This is a genomic window from Lewinellaceae bacterium (assembly GCA_020636105.1).
In the GTDB taxonomy this organism is placed as follows: Bacteria; Bacteroidota; Bacteroidia; order Chitinophagales; family Saprospiraceae; genus BCD1.
In genome coordinates this window covers 1,482,719-1,499,284 of record JACJYL010000001.1, presented here as the reverse complement: position 1 = coordinate 1,499,284, position 16,566 = coordinate 1,482,719, and the positions used below count along the sequence as shown (strand labels likewise).

General features: G+C 42.9%; 11 protein-coding genes and 1 tRNA gene. 3 read left to right on the top strand and 9 right to left on the bottom strand.

Annotated features, from left to right (window positions below):
- Nucleotides 1-243: 243 nt before the first annotated feature.
- From H6571_05520 to H6571_05510, 3 genes are all read right to left on the bottom strand, one after another.
- Nucleotides 244-1,425 carry an alpha/beta hydrolase gene (locus tag H6571_05520; protein ID MCB9323184.1) on the bottom strand — a complete coding sequence of 394 codons (1,182 nt, stop codon included), beginning with the start codon at nucleotides 1,423-1,425 and terminating at the stop codon, nucleotides 244-246.
- Nucleotides 1,426-2,405: 980 nt separating this feature from the next.
- Nucleotides 2,406-3,122, bottom strand: coding sequence for an iron-sulfur cluster repair di-iron protein (gene ric, locus H6571_05515; protein ID MCB9323183.1), 717 nt, complete (start codon nucleotides 3,120-3,122; stop codon nucleotides 2,406-2,408).
- A gap of 26 nt (nucleotides 3,123-3,148) precedes the next feature.
- Nucleotides 3,149-3,583 carry an Rrf2 family transcriptional regulator gene (locus tag H6571_05510; GenBank protein ID MCB9323182.1) on the bottom strand — a complete coding sequence of 145 codons (435 nt, stop codon included), beginning with the start codon at nucleotides 3,581-3,583 and terminating at the stop codon, nucleotides 3,149-3,151.
- A gap of 86 nt (nucleotides 3,584-3,669) precedes the next feature.
- Between H6571_05510 and H6571_05505 the strand changes: the two genes are divergently transcribed.
- Entirely contained in the window at nucleotides 3,670-4,218 is a 549-nt protein-coding gene (locus H6571_05505) for a 5-formyltetrahydrofolate cyclo-ligase (GenBank protein ID MCB9323181.1), read from the top strand.
- 232 nt (nucleotides 4,219-4,450) lie between these two features.
- Here the strand turns inward: H6571_05505 and H6571_05500 are convergent, their stop codons facing one another.
- The 6 genes from H6571_05500 to H6571_05475 form a co-directional block, all read right to left on the bottom strand.
- Nucleotides 4,451-5,068 carry a GrpB family protein gene (locus H6571_05500; protein MCB9323180.1) on the bottom strand — a complete coding sequence of 206 codons (618 nt, stop codon included), beginning with the start codon at nucleotides 5,066-5,068 and terminating at the stop codon, nucleotides 4,451-4,453.
- A gap of 31 nt (nucleotides 5,069-5,099) precedes the next feature.
- Nucleotides 5,100-6,203, bottom strand: coding sequence for a radical SAM protein (locus H6571_05495; protein ID MCB9323179.1), 1,104 nt, complete (start codon nucleotides 6,201-6,203; stop codon nucleotides 5,100-5,102).
- A 7-nt stretch (nucleotides 6,204-6,210) separates the two neighbouring features.
- Nucleotides 6,211-7,224 carry a glycosyltransferase gene (locus H6571_05490; protein ID MCB9323178.1) on the bottom strand — a complete coding sequence of 338 codons (1,014 nt, stop codon included), beginning with the start codon at nucleotides 7,222-7,224 and terminating at the stop codon, nucleotides 6,211-6,213.
- 507 nt (nucleotides 7,225-7,731) lie between these two features.
- Nucleotides 7,732-9,306: a hypothetical protein gene (locus H6571_05485; protein MCB9323177.1), complete on the bottom strand. Its 1,575-nt coding sequence runs from the start codon at nucleotides 9,304-9,306 to the stop codon at nucleotides 7,732-7,734.
- 631 nt (nucleotides 9,307-9,937) lie between these two features.
- Nucleotides 9,938-10,027 (bottom strand) — tRNA-Ser (locus H6571_05480).
- A gap of 243 nt (nucleotides 10,028-10,270) precedes the next feature.
- On the bottom strand, nucleotides 10,271-11,224 hold the full coding sequence (locus tag H6571_05475; protein MCB9323176.1) for a threonylcarbamoyl-AMP synthase: 954 nt from the start codon (nucleotides 11,222-11,224) through the stop codon (nucleotides 10,271-10,273).
- A 98-nt stretch (nucleotides 11,225-11,322) separates the two neighbouring features.
- Between H6571_05475 and H6571_05470 the strand changes: the two genes are divergently transcribed.
- Both H6571_05470 and H6571_05465 read left to right on the top strand, forming a co-directional pair.
- Complete coding sequence (locus tag H6571_05470) at nucleotides 11,323-11,706, top strand: hypothetical protein (protein MCB9323175.1); 384 nt, start codon at nucleotides 11,323-11,325, stop codon at nucleotides 11,704-11,706.
- Nucleotides 11,706-16,535, top strand: a complete 4,830-nt coding sequence (locus H6571_05465; GenBank protein MCB9323174.1) for a proprotein convertase P-domain-containing protein — start codon at nucleotides 11,706-11,708, stop codon at nucleotides 16,533-16,535. Before H6571_05470 ends, H6571_05465 begins: the two co-directional genes overlap by 1 nt.
- The last annotated feature ends 31 nt before the right edge of the window (nucleotides 16,536-16,566 follow it).

The window sequence follows — 16,566 nt, the reverse complement described above, 5'->3', positions numbered from 1 at the left end:
AAATATACAAAAAAAAATTGGTTGCCCGGGAAGGCACAAGGCAGCAGCAAGCAGTGCGCCATTTGAGGCAACATGCCTGCGACGGGAAAAAGCTGGCTACCTATCCTGGTCTGGGTAAACAAATATACCGTCCTATCCATATCCAATCGCTTCATTGATTTGTTCCTGAACTGTATCAGGTAATGGTGCTAATCAAAATCTGCGGTACGAATGCCAAAGAGGTCTTGCTTGAAATAATAAATACTATTCAGAGTATTCGTTCTTTTTTAAGCTTTCTATTTTCATTCTGGCGTGTTCATTATTAGCATTAAGCTCAAGCGATTTTTTATAATTTTTAATTGAATTTTCCGCATCGCTTAAAGCTTCATAAGCTTCCCCCAGACTATCAAAAGCATTGAATGAATTCGGGAAATTTTCTGTATTCAGTTTGAAAAATGATAATGCCTTTGATTGATCCTCTTCATTCCTGCTTTGTAGCATTCTATATCCTATTTGGTTCACCAGAGCTTCCGGCGGTTTAAATTCCCATGAAAGTCGCTGGGAAAGAGATTGGAAATGTTGAATGAGTTGCTCTTGGCTTTCCACATCTCTGTAGGAAATCCCATAACCTTCAAAAATGGCAGAGATTCCATTGTAAAAAGCAACAGGTGGGACCGAACCATGATTTTCATGCTCGAAATATTCCAGTTTTGCAGGAAAATCCCCTTCACATTTACTATTCAATGCCTCGTACAATCGTACATGGCGATCCCGATTGCTAATATTTCTTTTGCCCCAGTTCGCGGTGGCTAGGTAAATGAATCTTTCAAATGATTTCTTGGTTACGACATCTAATTTTTTGTCCATAGTTTCAGCATCCCAGGTGCCAAAACTTGGGTCAACGGCAATAAATGCGTTGAAAAGAGTCTTTTCTTTCATATAGGCATGCGTGGCAAGTAATCCACCTAAAGAATGTCCAAAAAGTATTCTATAAGGCGCTGTTCTATATTCCTGATCCAGTTCAGGTATCAGTTCATCTTCCAAAAAGCTTAAAAAGTTTTCTCCACCGCCAGAATTATTCTCTCTTACGGTTATGATTTTGTCAGGTGTGAAGTCTCGTCTTCTATCAACATTTTGAATCGCTACTACAATCATTTCCGGAATTTTCCTATTTCCATTGTATCCGGAGCTCATATAGTTTACCATACCTGTTATAGCCCTAAAATGTGCATTCCCATCCAGTATGATTAGCACCGGATAGCTCTTATAGGATGATCCTTCGTTGTTGTAAGATTCAGGAAGGCTCACCCAATATGCTCTATCTTCATTCAAAATATTGGAGTGGAGTATATGCTTCGTGCCGATTACAATTTGGCCGGCCTCTTGTGATTTTAATTGATTCATTCCAATTAGGAAAAATAGTACGACAATGATGTTTTTACTCATTCTGTTGATTTATATATGATTGGTTAATCGTCTCGTTGGGGGCCTTTTCACCATCAAACAACTCTGTATTTTTCTGTTCACCCCTGGTTCCGGTTTTAGGGTCCCCGGTAAACCATTCTATGTAATGGTATTTTTTTGTATTCATAGAATAACCCATAAAAGGCGGTGGCGACGAATTGAGCTACTGAGCTGCCATGGATTGTTAGTGGCAAAGCTTAATTTACACTCTCTCTTCAATCGAATATGAGCTATCAGTTCTAATTCTATTAATGATAGGTTCCTTTCATTTTTGCGATGAGGTAAATAACCTCTTTAACCGCCGACGCTCCCGTGAAGCTCTTTTGATTATCCTATTTTCATTACCCAATATAGAAAAAATATCTCTTTCCCCAAATTCAAAATGTGATTGAATGTGATTGCAAAGGGTATTCCCAAAGCCAGGCGGTATATTTTTTTATCCGATCGGAGGAAATGTTGAGTATGAATCCTTCTTGTATTTACCCAAACAAAACATGAATCATCCCGAATTTTTTTAATTCAAATGGATGCTGAAAATATATAAACAATATTTATCTGCAATATATTCAACTCCTTCAGGGTTGAGATTGTTTTTGTTTGATTTCCAATGGATTACATCCATTGTCATTAATACCTGCCTGCCGGCAGGTTAATTCCCTTCGGGAAATGGATTAAGAATAGAGTTAATTTTTTAAAAGAAGATTAAATTTATCCCCGAATGGGGATTAATATCAATAACGCAGTATGAAATACTGCCAAAAAAGGGACAAAAACCAACTCTACCTGGCATCGCCGGTAGACAACTCTGAAAGAGTTGAATGTAACCTGTTTCAAATTTAAAAAACCATAAAAAGTTATAATTATCTGACAATCAGTTTATTGAAAAAAATCCCAAACTTTGCCTGTAGGCAAAATTCGGGATGACTCTTATTGGTTGTAAAGATTAATGACGTTTTTTTGGGTTAGGCATAATTTAATTTTTTTTCTGTTTCAATAGCCTTCGGAAACAGGATATTGTTTTCCAGATGAATATGCAAATGCAAATCTTCTTCAAACTCTTTAACCAATGCAAACGCTACTTTATAGGTAGTACAAGCATCAAATGGTGGAGTATAGTTGTTGCTTAATAATGCGATTTTTCTAAATCGTTCGCCCTCCGTATCATGCTCCTGCATCATCATTTGAATCGGGTTTTTTACGGTTCCAAAATGAGGTTGTTGAAGGGTTGAGTCAGCTGCCATTTCCCGAACATAAGGGAATAATATTTTTTCCTCCTTTTCCATGTGCGCTAAAAGTTCATGGGCAGAATCCGTAAACAATTGCTCAATTTCAATCAATTCAGGATGTCGCTCTCCATGAACTTTAGCTACTTTATTCAAAAATGCTTTTATTTCAGGAATTTTTTTATCCACATATCTGTGATGTTTTTTTTCAATGTAATCCGCTAATAAATCCATGTCCCAGGATTTAAAATCTGTTGTATCAGCGTCGGATGTAATAGCGGCCTGATTCAATTCCTGAATTAATTTATTCTCATCTATTTGTTCTTTCTCACAAACTTCAGCAATGCTTCTGTTGCCTTTACAGCAAAAGTCGATGCTATGTGATTTAAAAACAGAGGCTGTTCTGTAATCTTGTGCGACTACTTTTCCTACGATATTTTCTTTGGTAATATTCATGATAATTTATTTTAGTTTAAAAAATTTTATCGCTTCAAAAAAGATAAACCGTTATGCAATCCGTTGGTCAATTCTTCAATAGTTGTAGTTTCCAACATCGTTTTCAAATCGTCACGAATGGCTTTGAATTGAAAATGAATGGGGCAGGGTTTTTGCTCATTGCATTGCTTTAATCCTAAACCACAACCATTATAAATTTTATCCCCATCGATAGCCTCTACTATGTGAGAAAGCATAATCTGAAAGCCATTATTTTCAGGTATTTCATATCCGCCAGTTGGTCCTTTGGATGAAACTATGATATTATTATTTGCTAACGACTGTAATATCTTCGCTGTAAAGGCAACAGGTGAATCGATGGCTTTGGCCACTGCTTTTAAACTCACTCGTTCGCCTTTTTGCGATTGGTGTGAAATATGAATGGTTGCTCTAATTCCGTATTCGCACGCTTTTGAAAACATTGAATCGTTATTTTTTTTGACAAATATAAGGGGTTTTTAATAATAATGGATAAATTTGTCCGATATAAAAAATATATTACAACTTTATGACAATAACAGATCAAAAAAAGAAATTGAGGAAACAGATGTTGCTCCAACGAGCAAAGTTGGACCAACAAAAAAAGACGAAATACGACCATTGGGTTTGCCAGTCCCTTTGGGAAACCATAGAGGATAAAGGGGTTAAAAACATCCATTGTTATCTTCCAATGGGTACGGAAATAAATATAAGTCCTCTGATTGAAAAAATGTTGAAGGAAAAAATAACAGTTATAACCCCTAAAACTCTACCAAAACGAAAACTACAAAATCTCGTTTTGAATTCTCTTGATGATTTGGAGAAAGGCGTTTTTGGAACATGTCACCCTGCCCGTTCAGAAGAATATTTAGGGCAGTATGATTTAATTATTGTGCCGGGGTTAGCATTTGATCATTCTAATTTTAGACTCGGTTATGGTGGCGGGTATTATGACAATTTTTTAGGCCAGCATACAAAAGCCTGCAAAATAGGAATATGCTATCCGTATCAAAAAATGGAATGGATTCCATTGGAGGAGCACGATGTTAGATTAGATGAAGTTTTATGGGATAAATAGCTTATTGTTTCGAAATGAGGTTTTTGCTGGATTCTACCTTCAAAACGGATTTTCGTTTCCTTTAATTGCAGCCAACCTTTTTATCTCCGAATAACCATTTCCAAATTTACAGAAAAAACCCATAAATCGAAATCCACCCCGTCATGACCTATTCAAACAGCTGTAAAACAACCCATTAAAGCAGTCCCTCCCCTCCCGAACCCTGGCCCAGGAAAGCCCAAACATTAACCATTTACAACAACCGCTGTTGAATCGCTTTTTGTTTTTCATTATACCAGGCGACGGCCTTTGCTTCAATGGTTTTTATGAAACTATTTTTGCCCTGATTGTATTCATTCCCATCACTCCATGTTTTTTCACTTAATTGCTTTTTGAGGGCTTCATATTGGGATTTTAAAGTATCATTTTCCTTTAAATAATCCCGGAAAGCAATGTGTCGAATCCACTCTGAAGTGCCAAATTGCCAAATATGAACATGACACAACCTGTGCGCCAGAATGCTTTCGTGTGGTATGGAATCTCCTTCCTTATAGGTGTGTTTAAACAGCACATGGTTCTTTTTGTCTTTCAATCCAACAAATAGTCTTCTCAGTGGCATGGCGGAATTGTACACTTCATAATAAATATAATGTTGCCGCAACATGGGTTCAATGGTCCTGTCGAGATCCTGAACCTTTTCGATCCCAACGGCGATATCGATCACGGGTTTGGCCGCCAACCCAGGAACGGAAGTACTTCCAATATGCTCCACCCTGGGGTTCAATGGTGCCAGGAGGGTCAGCAGCTCCATTTTTAACTGGTGGAAGACATGGATCCAGCCGGGATTGTATTTTTCTATTTCAATTTTCATGGAGGCAGAAGGTCCGTTTAGGCATTGTGGGTTAGTTATTCAATTTTAAGATGGATAATGCCAATTTGGGCCACATTTTTGGTGTTCTGAAAATGGCCGGACTAATGAAACAATGATGATAACATCCCACACATGCTTCCACCTTGCCCACCGTATTTCTAAAATCTACGGCGTTTTGTGAAAACCATATTTTGCCAAAGTCAAATTGATTTTGCCTGACATTACCCAGAATATCATCTCTCATTTCGCATCCGGCAACATCCCCGTTGGGGTACATTACGGCCGTCTCTCTCCCTCCGCTGCATGTTATAGGGGATGAGTTGTTTTGACTTATTTTTTTTATCAGATCACGTTGTACATTTTCCTTGGCACGGATAACTTTGTCAATGGCGGTTAATTTTTCCTGGGTTCTTGACATCAGCCACTGCCTGTCACGGTCCACGATTTTATCATAAAGGTTAATACAATTTTTGTCCAATGTGTCGGGATTCAAGGGATTGCCCCTGACCAGGATGGGTTTTAATTTGTCGATCGGAAGATTTTCTCTTACCCAAATGGCAGCATTTTCAACTTTTTCAATATTCAACCCATGCACTACCATCCCGATATCAATCCTCAAATTGGCATATGACTTTCTCAGCCGGTGTAATTCATTGACGGTATTGATCACTCTGTCAAAAAGACCATCTAGTTTTCGGTACTTATCGTGTTCTTCAAAAAGACCATCCAGCGATATGCCAATGGTGATTTGCTGCCCCGGGCATGCTTTTAGCATTTTTTCGGTATGCTCCAGGATGCGTTTTGTATTGTAGCCAAGCATACAAAAAGTCATATTGCCCGGCCGGCAATATTTATAATATTCATACACCAATTCAGGTAAATCCTTTCTTAATTCAGGACTTCCGCCCGTAAAGGTAATCTGCATCATGGAACCGAGTGATTGGGCAATCTTACTATGTTCTTCGACAGACAGTTCCTCCCGCTTTTGGGTGTTCAGGGCTTCCCAATAAAAACAATGTTCGCAGGCGGCATTGCAACTGTTGGTCACAAAGTTTAACAGGTATATTGGTTTCTGGGCCCCCGGGGCAAATAGTTTTTTTGACGCAGCTATTTTCTTTACAATGGATTTATTCATGGGTTATTTATTGACTTTGATAATTATACCTGCCGGCGAAAACATTTTTAAATACTCCGATAAGAACGGTTGAAAATCGAACCAGATCTAAAAGATAAGTCAGGGCAATCGATTTTATGGTAAAAAGGGGACTTTGACTTTCCAGGTATACCATTACAAGGTTTAGCCTGAGCATGAACCAAATGGCGAATAGCAGCAGGGAGCCCCATAGAATGGTCAGGTTAAACCCGGATATAATGATTGAAAAGGCGAACGAAAAAGCAAAAAAAACGGCATAAATGGATCTGAGTTTTGCATGCCTGTTGTCTTTCAGCGGGACCTGGTTCTCCAGACAGTTAGACATGGCCTTCACGCCTTTTTTGAAATCATTGCGGATCAGTTTTTTAATGGTATACGGATTGATATGCTTTCCATTGGCATTTGGAATGGAGGCAACCGAATAATCGTTTTGCGTCAGCCTGATGCCAAATTCCTGGTCTTCCCCGTTGGCTCCCAGGAAGGAACAGTTAAACCCGTTGAGTTGATGAAAAACAGTAGCATCTATTGCCGAAATGGCAGTCCAGAAGTCATTTTTTATGAGGGTATCATTATTGCTGTAGATGTGGTGGATGTACAATTGTTTGTATCGCTGAGCAAAATTCAATCCCTCTACGTCCGTAGAATAATTCCCGATGGTCGCCACCTCCGTTTTATCCATAATGGGTTTGACAAGCCGGTTCAGGCACCGGGCTTCCACGATTACATCACTATCTATGAAGACCAATATGCCATGAGAGAATAACGCTGCTCCAACGTTCCGTGCATAAGCCGCACTGGCAACTTTATGATCCCGAATGATTTGAACAGGGTATTTATGGAGTAGTTTTTCTAAATTATCGTTCATGCCGTTATCCACAACAATAAGCTCCCAATGCTCCATATTGCCGGCGGCCCGGTAGATGGATTCAATGCATTTTTCAATAGTTTTATCGGCATTGTAGACAGGGACAACTATTCTTATTGGTTCAGAAGTTTTATCCATGTTGAATTAAGCATAACGGCTCCTCCATTTCCAATAAATACAGAAAAATGGTGAAGCACAAAAAACTCCTTACAGCCCATTCATATACATGAAAATAAGGCTGTCTGGATAGTTTTCATTAAAGAAATCATGACGGGAAAGACATCAGGTCCATCCCGATAACATTCGGCTGTAAACGATTAAAACCTTTTGAAATCAATTCTATTTTGCCATTTTCATACAAACCGGCCTCAGATGGCAAAGCGTCTCCAAGCCGATGGGAGGGCTAATGTTTTTGTTCCTGGTTTTCAAAATAAAAAAAGTGCCCGGCAAGGCCTTTTTGTGCTAAATCTTTTGTCCAAGTTGTCAATATATTGTTTCAATGTCAATTACTCTTTCCATTTCTGTCAGAGCGCTGGCAAAATTGAAGCTCTTTTATTTTTATGCTGTGGCTAAATGTGTCGGCCAATTCAACGGCAGGCCTTCTTTTTCGGAAATTAGTAGCCCCCCCAAGGCTCCATTTATTGGTTAACCTCCGGCAAGGTTGATTTCAATGGCAATTTTGCCGTTGGAATCAGCGGGAATAAAAAAATTACCGGTTTCCAGGCCATTCACAAAAAAGTGCTCAATGGTTGTTCCCGTTCCGGTAATATGAATATCAAGGGTGGAATTCCTGTACCTCAATCCCAACAGGGACATGCTGTTTATTCCGTCCGGAAGAAAAGGCTTAAACGTTATTCCCTGCTCTGAAAATTTCATCCCGACCATGTCCTGAAAGATCATCCGGAGATAAGCCGTAGCGCTCCATGTCTGGCGCTCGGCGCAAAACCATTCCGTCCATTCTTTCAAATAGGGTTCCTGGATGCCTCCATAGGGTGTTTCTCGGGTAGGATGGTATATTTCCACAAATTGAAAATCCCGCAGGGCATGCCTTGTCAGGGCATTGAATTCATGCAAAAAAATATCATGGTATTGATATTTCATGGCACCATCGGCCCAAAACCCCTGGATATGTGGCCAAACCGTTCCGCTGTGCCGCCCATAGCTGTCAAGCGTATCGTTGCGGTATCTTTCAAAGGTGGGGTAAACACAAGGAACACCCGCCGGTTCAACTACTGTGGTTTTAAAAATATCAGCCACTTTTTCTTCATCGGCAATATCAAACAGGAGGCAAAACGCAATGCCCAGACTTTCCTGGGCATCACAATGCCCAAAAGAATCGATCAGGTAGTCATAATTATGCTTGCTTTCATTCCAAAAATGGTGATTGATGGATTTACGCAAATTTTCGGCTTTCTCTTCCCATTCTTTTTCAGGTTTCTCTTTTAGCTCATGAGCCATCCTCGTCAGCAATCGGTATGCCTGATAATAAACGGCATTGGTGGACAACACCTGCATGGGCAATCCATGTCCTTTGGGATATTTTAAATCCTCGTTGACTTCCGCCCATTGATCAATACCCGAATAGGAACCTGTTTGGTCTTCCGACTGATGATGCGTGTATATTGCAGGATATGCGGCCACCCCGTCCCCATAAACGGCCGGCCCCCGAAACAATCCTGATTCCTGGGAAAACTCCTCCGTTTCCAGTTGCTGAAGCGTGTTTTGTGTGGCCTGGTAGGCAAACTTCAAAAATTCCCTGTCGCCCGAATAGAGGTAATCATTCCATGCGCCAAGCGTCCAGATGATCTTATCCCAGTATTGACCGGCGATCATATTTTTTCCGGTGTCATCCTTTTCTATTTGAGCCAGCAGGGTATTTTTTGAAACATCAGGCGAAAGCAGCCCGAACCCATTCCAGATATTAATGGCCGCATCCCGTGTCCAGGGTTTCCCGTAAAGGAGCCCTGCGTACAAACAAGGCGTTTTCTCTTTTAAGATCCCCGATTGGTGATACTGGATGTTTCCCATGATATCTCCAATGGCGATACGGTAGGCTTTGACAATGTCATGGGTATTTTCTCCATTCACCACTAACGTTGGTGCAATAGTCGTATTCACCGTTAAAGCATTATACCTTTGGGCCTTCACCGGGATTCCACTTGAGGTACATTGTGCCAGGGCACCTGTCAATAATATCAGGATAAGAGGATTGATTTTCATTTTTTTAAACTTGTCGAAAGAATGAATCCACCCGGGATTGTATTTTTCTATTTCAATTTTCATGGAAACTGATAGGTGCAGAGCTCCTTAATCTGTGTTGGCAAACACAGATTAAGGAGATTCAAGGTGCAGCGCACCGCAACCTAAATCTTCGAACATCGATTCTCTACCGTACACTTTTGCGGGAAGTCCTGAAAATGCATGGTTGGTCCTCGCAGAAAACGCAGATAAACGCAGATGGAATATAATGACATTCCGTACTTTAGTCGGAAAAACAAGGCAAAATTTTCGAAAATGATCAGCGAAAATCAGCGGAATCAGCGTGACACAAAAAAGTGTACGGTAGCGAAAACATCGAAAGAATGTTGCGGTGCGCTGCACCTATTATAATTTTCTGCGGTTATTTTATAAATTTCAATCATTGGGAGCATTTTCCGGGCAACAATTATACGCAATATTTACAGGCTCAATAAATTGGGCGGTTACGGAGGAAGCTCCTAAATTTTTTGTATAAACTAATGTGGTGGTGGAGGTTGCCATTGTAGAGGGAATAAAATGAGCAGAATATCGAACCCAGTACACCCCATAATCAATGTAGAAGTAAAAAGGCCTGCCAGTTGGCAAGCCTTTTTGGCGGAGGAGGAGGGATTCGAACCCCCGGTACGCTCACACGTACGTCGGTTTTCAAGACCGGTGCATTCAACCACTCTGCCACTCCTCCGGGAGTGTGCTTTTAAGCGAGTGCAAAAGTACATTGCTTTTTATTAATATAAAAGTAAATGAATGAAAAAAAAGTTCACTTTTTTTTCTCACCCTTTTCAAGACCAAAACACGGGTGGCCAGCCGGTATTTTGAAGCAAATGGATAATCGGGATAAACCAGAATCATGCTTTTTACCTGGTGAATAAGCCTTCGGCATTTAAATAAAGTCACCCCTTGAACCCCTTGACCCCCCTGAAACAAACTATCCTCCCGACGCTGCCCTCCTCAGCCGATCATTGATGGCACGGCCCAGTTCTTTTTCCGGCAGCAATTCCGCCAGGATGATGTCTGGTTTTTGCCGGTCGAGTTGCCTCATGCCTGAAAACAGGTGGCGCGCAGCTTCGGTAAAATCTCCCTTTTCAGAGAGGACGATGAGCAGGTCTTTCCCGATTTCAGCATAATGATCCTTGAAAGTGATGACCCCCATCCTTTTTCCTTTATGTTGTTCAATCAGTTCCGGAAGGTTGCCGATAAAAACCGGGCAGCCCGGAGCATAATGACTTTCAAGCATCCCCGGACTGGCAGGATTGGAACTGGAATGTTCCTTGACCTGGACCGGACCTATGATTTTTTCAATGGCTTCGATGGCTAATCCCCCTTTGCGGAAAATGGTAGGGACTCCTTCTTCAAATCCTAAAATGGTACTTTCCATGCCTACATGGCAAGGGCCGCCGTCTAAAATATAAGGTATCTTGTGTCCGAGTTGATCCGCCACGTGTTGGGCAGTGGTGGGACTGATATAACCGAAAGGGTTGGCGCTTGGCGCTGCCAGTGGAAAATCGAGGGTCCTTAAAAGCTCAAGCGTGAGCGGATGAAAGGGGATCCTTATGGCAACCCTTGGCAACCCTGAGGTGACTATATCAGGAACAATGGCTTTCTTCGGCAGAAGCAGGGTAAGCGGTCCGGGCATAAAGGATGCGGCAAGCCGTCTGGCTTTTTCCGGAATTTCCATTACAAATTCGTCCATCGATTCCAGGCTTGAGGTGTGGAGGATGAGCGGGTCAAAGGAAGGGCGGTTTTTGACCGCGAAAATTTTGGCGACGGCCATTTCATCAAAAGCATTGGCGGCGAGTCCATAAACAGTTTCTGTGGGAATGCCCACTACCTCTCCTTTTCTTAATAAAAATTTTGCCTGCTGAATATCGTTCCCTATCATGAATGGTTTGTAATGTATCCGATAAAAATGCAAAAATGGGGGTTTTGTTTTGAGTTTTTTAAGTTAAAAGAAATAATTTCGTTCAAATAGAATTTTTTATGAGGAAATTATTTTGGTATTCTTTGATCATTGTCGTTATATTTGCTCAGGCATCCACGAACATCTCCTTAAAAGAAATTTTATTTTTTTCTTTAAACTACTACCTTCAAAACAAAACTTCGGATTTGGCCCACACAAATGTAAGTCCACCCTTGCGGGCATTAAAAACCGTGAGGCAGCAATTCGGAGGAATGGATAATCTCGATAGAATAAATTACGAATTTGCTCAAAAATGGCTGTCTGAATTTGGAGCAAGGCAAAGCGTGGTGAATCGAATGGAGGATTTTTCCCCGGAACTAATTTTGAAAACTAATTTTACAAATATGTTTTTACCTGAGGCTTTTTTTATCACAAAAATTACACACCAAAATCATCCGTATTGATGAAAAAAATAACAAAAAAAGGAGTATCCCTGCTACCGTTCTTCCTGGGGTTGATATTTATGACCATAACGATAAATTCCAATGCCCAGGATGTTATCATGTCCAATACTACTGTGAATACCTGCGGGGGAATTTTTTTTGATTCAGGGGGCGCCAATGGCAATTATGGCCCCAACGAGAATATTACGATGACGCTCTGTTCCAATGGCAGTTCAGGAACCCATGTTCAGCTCATTTTTTTAAATCCACAATTTGGACCAGGAGATGACCTGTGTTTTTTTGACGGGATGGATGCCACGGCCCCATCTTTGGGCTGTGCCAGTGTTTTTGGAAACGGAGAATCCTATATTATCCAGGCCACCGCGGCCAACCCTGGAGGCTGTTTGACACTGGTGTTTACCTCTGATGGAGCAGGAGAATCTTCCGGTTGGGGTGCTGATATTAATTGTATTGCTTCCTGCCAGAATATTTTTGCAGAACTCACCAGTACAGAACCTGCCATCATGCCCGTAGATACGGGGTGGATGGATGTCTGCCAGGGGGAAAGAGTTTATTTTGCTGCCCAGGGGCAATACCCTCAAAATGGCATTGCCTACCAGCATTCTGATTTTACTTCTGAATTTCATTGGGATTTTGGAGACGGAGCTACTTCCGTAGGGCCCACGGCCAGCCATATTTACAGCAGCGAAGAAGGTTTTACCGTACAACTGACCATTATCGACCAGTTTGGCTGCAGGAACCTCAATTCCATCAATCAAAGGATACGGGTATCCACGACTCCTGATTTTCGACTACAAACCATTCCGCCCGTTTGTTTGGGCGATACCATAAATCTTGGGGGAACGGTGGATACAATACATCACTTCGGGCACAATGTGTCGGCCATTCCGGTCGAGGGAACCTTTGTGAAAGACCCGATCGTTTGTGATTCGCTGCCGCTTCCTGACGGAACGGGGGTCGCTTATATTTCAACCATTAATTATACTCAATTTGCGCCGGGATCCATATTGACCAATATCAACGATTTGCTCAGCATTTTTGTCAATATGGAACATTCCTGGATGCGCGACCTGGAAATTTCGCTCACCTGTCCGGATGGAACCAATGTTATCTTGCATGATCACCCCGGGAATTTTGGTGGAGAAGTTTTTTGCGGGATTCCCAATGAAACCGATACGGGAGCCAATCCTTCTCCCGGAGTCGGGTGGGATTATTTCTGGACCCCCAATTCTACGAACGGTACCTGGATAGAATATGCCAATGCTACAGGAGTGGGCACTTTGCCTTCCCAGGATTATGAAGCTGCCGGAAACCTTTCGGACTTCCTTGGATGTCCTCTGAATGGAAACTGGTCCATTTCAGTGGAAGACCTTTGGGGCGCAGATAACGGATATATCTTTTGCTGGGGAGTTGAATTTGCGGACCACCTTTTCCCTGACATTGAAACCTATACGCCCGGGATCGATACTTTCGGATGGGCTTTTAACCCTTTGATTTTTGAACAGGTTCATCTGCCTCCATTAGATTCCATTGTTACTTCTCCAGAAAATGCGGGAACCGCGGCGTTTACGTTTTTTGTACAGGATTCCTTTGGATGCCGTTATGAAGTGCCACTTTCAGTAGAGGTGCTGCCTCCGACGCACCCTGATTGTCATAATTGTGAAGAAAACGTAAGTATTCCTAATGATGAGGTCATTTGTGCGGGGGATACCCTCCAGTTTGATATAAGTACGGCCCTTGAACTCGAAACTGAGGTGACTTTTGAATCGGTGCCTTATTATGCATTGGGTTTTTCAAACCATCCGCCGAGCAATCCATTTAATTCAACCATAAATGTCAATAGTGTGGCACCGGCACAAATTGCCAACGCCACAGCCCAAATCGAATCTGTTTGTTTTAACCTTGAAACGGATTACGATGGGGATATACAGGTATTTCTTCAGGCTCCAACCGGAGAAATGCTGGAATTGACCACCGGAAACGGGGGAAGCGGAGATGACTACATCAATACCTGTTTTACGCCTTCGGCCGCTACGCCTATCAATTCGGGTACGGCTCCTTTTACCGGTAATTTTCAACCTGAAGGAAGCTGGGCCGTGCTGAATGGGGCAGACATGACGGGCCCCTGGACCTTGCTGGTAGGGGATCAGTTCGGGATTAATGAACTGGGAATTTTAAATTCATGGTCGATTACCTTCAACTCCATGAATTCAATTTCCTACAGCTGGTCACCACCTACTTCTATTTCCTGTACCAATTGCCCTGATCCGGAGGTTTATCCGTCAACTTCGACAAGTTATATCGTCGAGGCCGAGGATCAATATGGTTGTATCAACCTCGATACCATCCAGGTGGACGTTGTCTCCGAAGTTCCGGCACCCAATGTGTCTTGCGCTTCCATTGGCAACGGGCAGATGTCGTTTTCATGGCCGGTCAATCCGGGCGTGAGTTCTTACAATATTAATATCACGATCAATAACGCGCCTTTAGGTTGGCAAACCGGGGTGACCGATAACCCTTATATTGTAAGCGGGCTGAGTTTTGGGGATGAGGTAACCATGGAAATACAGGTCAATTCAACGAATACCGGGCAAACCTGTACAGTGGCTACCGGAACTTCTTCCTGTATTTACAGTGAATGCGGGGTGAATGATGAGATTCTGGTCGATTCGGTGGTGGTGAACCAGGTCGCCTGTTTCGGGACGGATTCCGGCACGGCCACTGTTTATGTTTCGAATGGGCATGAGCCTTATACCTATGCCTGGAATGATCCGGGACAGCAAATTCTGGCTACAGCCGCCTTCCTGACGGCAGGAACCTATACCGTTACCGTGGTCGATAATGTTTATTGCATGACGGAAGTTCAGGTGATCGTCACGGAACCTCAACTCCTGACATTGACCGCCGAAAGCGAGGATGCCAGTTGTTTTGGAGTACTGGATGGAACCGGAACCGTTAATCCTGCAGGAGGAACCCTTCCTTTTGATTATATGTGGGATAACGGCGAGATTACCCAGACGGTTTCCAACCTGGGGGCCGGAACACACCTGGTAGAGGTAACAGATGCCAATGGTTGTGTCGAAACAACCAGTGTGACTATTGGTCAGCCGGCAACAGCCGTTACGCTTACGGTTGCCCAATCCTTTAATGGCTGTAACGGAGAAAATGATAATGAAGCCACCGCCGTAGGGGCAGGAGGAACCGGACCTGGTTATACTTACCTGTGGAGTAATGCCCAGCAGGGTGCCACGGCTATTAATTTGAGCCCGGGAACCCTCAGTGTTACCGTAACGGATCAAAACGGATGTACGGCAGAAGGGAATGTCGATCTGACAGATCTCGAATTATTATACGGAGATATTATTATTAGCGAACCCACCTGTCATGGTTATCCTGACGGGAGTCTTGGTGTCAATAATTTTGGCGGAGGTGCCGGCCAGGACGGAGAGGAAGCTGATTACAATTTTACCTGGAGTAATGGGGATAACGGAGTTGTGGCCGATAATGTTTTGGGTGGGGCAACCTACTACGTAACGATTGAAGATGCTAACGGCTGTTCAACCGTAGTGTCAAGATTCCTGTCCGATCCGGATCCTTTGGAATTTGCCTTACTGGGGGAAGATGCTCATTGTTACCAGGCCAGTGACGGAAGTGCATCTGTTTTTAATATTGTCGGAAACCAGGGCGATGTATCCATTTTGTGGGATCCATTGGCAGGAAGCCAGCAGACCCTCGTGGCCGGTAATTTATCCAGCGGCTCCTACAGCGTTACCCTTACGGATGAAAATGGTTGTACGGCGAACGGTTCTGTGACCGTCAATCAGCCCACAGAACTTAGAATAACCTATACTACAGTCGATAATGAATGTTATGGGGATGCGACCGGGATCATTGAAACATTGGTCACCGGGGGCACACCTGGTTATTCCTATGCGTGGCCCAACCAGCAGGAAACTCCCGGGCTGACAGGCCTTCCGGCGGGGATTTATCAGTTGACCATAACAGATGGAAGTGACTGTGTTAAAGAAATACCGATCGAAATTACGCAGCCGGATGCTTTGTATGCCGATATTACCGTGGCAGATGTCACCTGTTACGGAGACAGGAACGGTACCATTTTTGCCGCCCCGCAAGGCGGGGTGCCTCCCTATCGGTTTAGCCTGAATAATAGCGATTATTTTGGTTCTTCCACCCTGATCGGACTTACTGCCGGGCATTACAATGTTTTTATGAAAGATGCCAATGACTGTATGTTCATTACGGATGCGGTAATTTCCGAGCCAGACGATTTCATGGTAGATGCAGGCCCTGATGTAACCATCAATCTCGGGCAGACCATTCAGATCGAAGCTACTTCAGAAAATGGAGTAGGGGAGGTGATGTACGTTTGGTATCCACCCTACGACAGCACCATGAGTTGTGTGGAATGTATTGCTCCATTCTTCTTTCCGCAAAGTACGATCATTTATGAACTCTACGGGGTCGATGAAAACGGATGTGAGGATACTGACCTGCTGACCATAAACGTAGCTAAACCGCGTTCTGCAGTCGTGCCGACAGGTTTTACTCCCAATGGAGACGGCGTTAATGATATCTTGCAGGTGCATGGCTTGCCCGGCACCATTGTCAGGACTTTCAGGGTTTATGACCGATGGGGGGAATTGCTTTTTGAAGCCCACGATTTCGAAGTGAACTCAGGGATGGGCTGGAATGGCGAATTTAAAGGACAACCCATGGAAGGTGGGGTTTACCTGTGGAGTATGGTAGTAGAATATCCATACGATAAGGAAACTGCCGATTTTACGGGAGAAACGACATTGATAAGATAAAAAACAGGGTTTCGAAGAATCGGTCATTGTT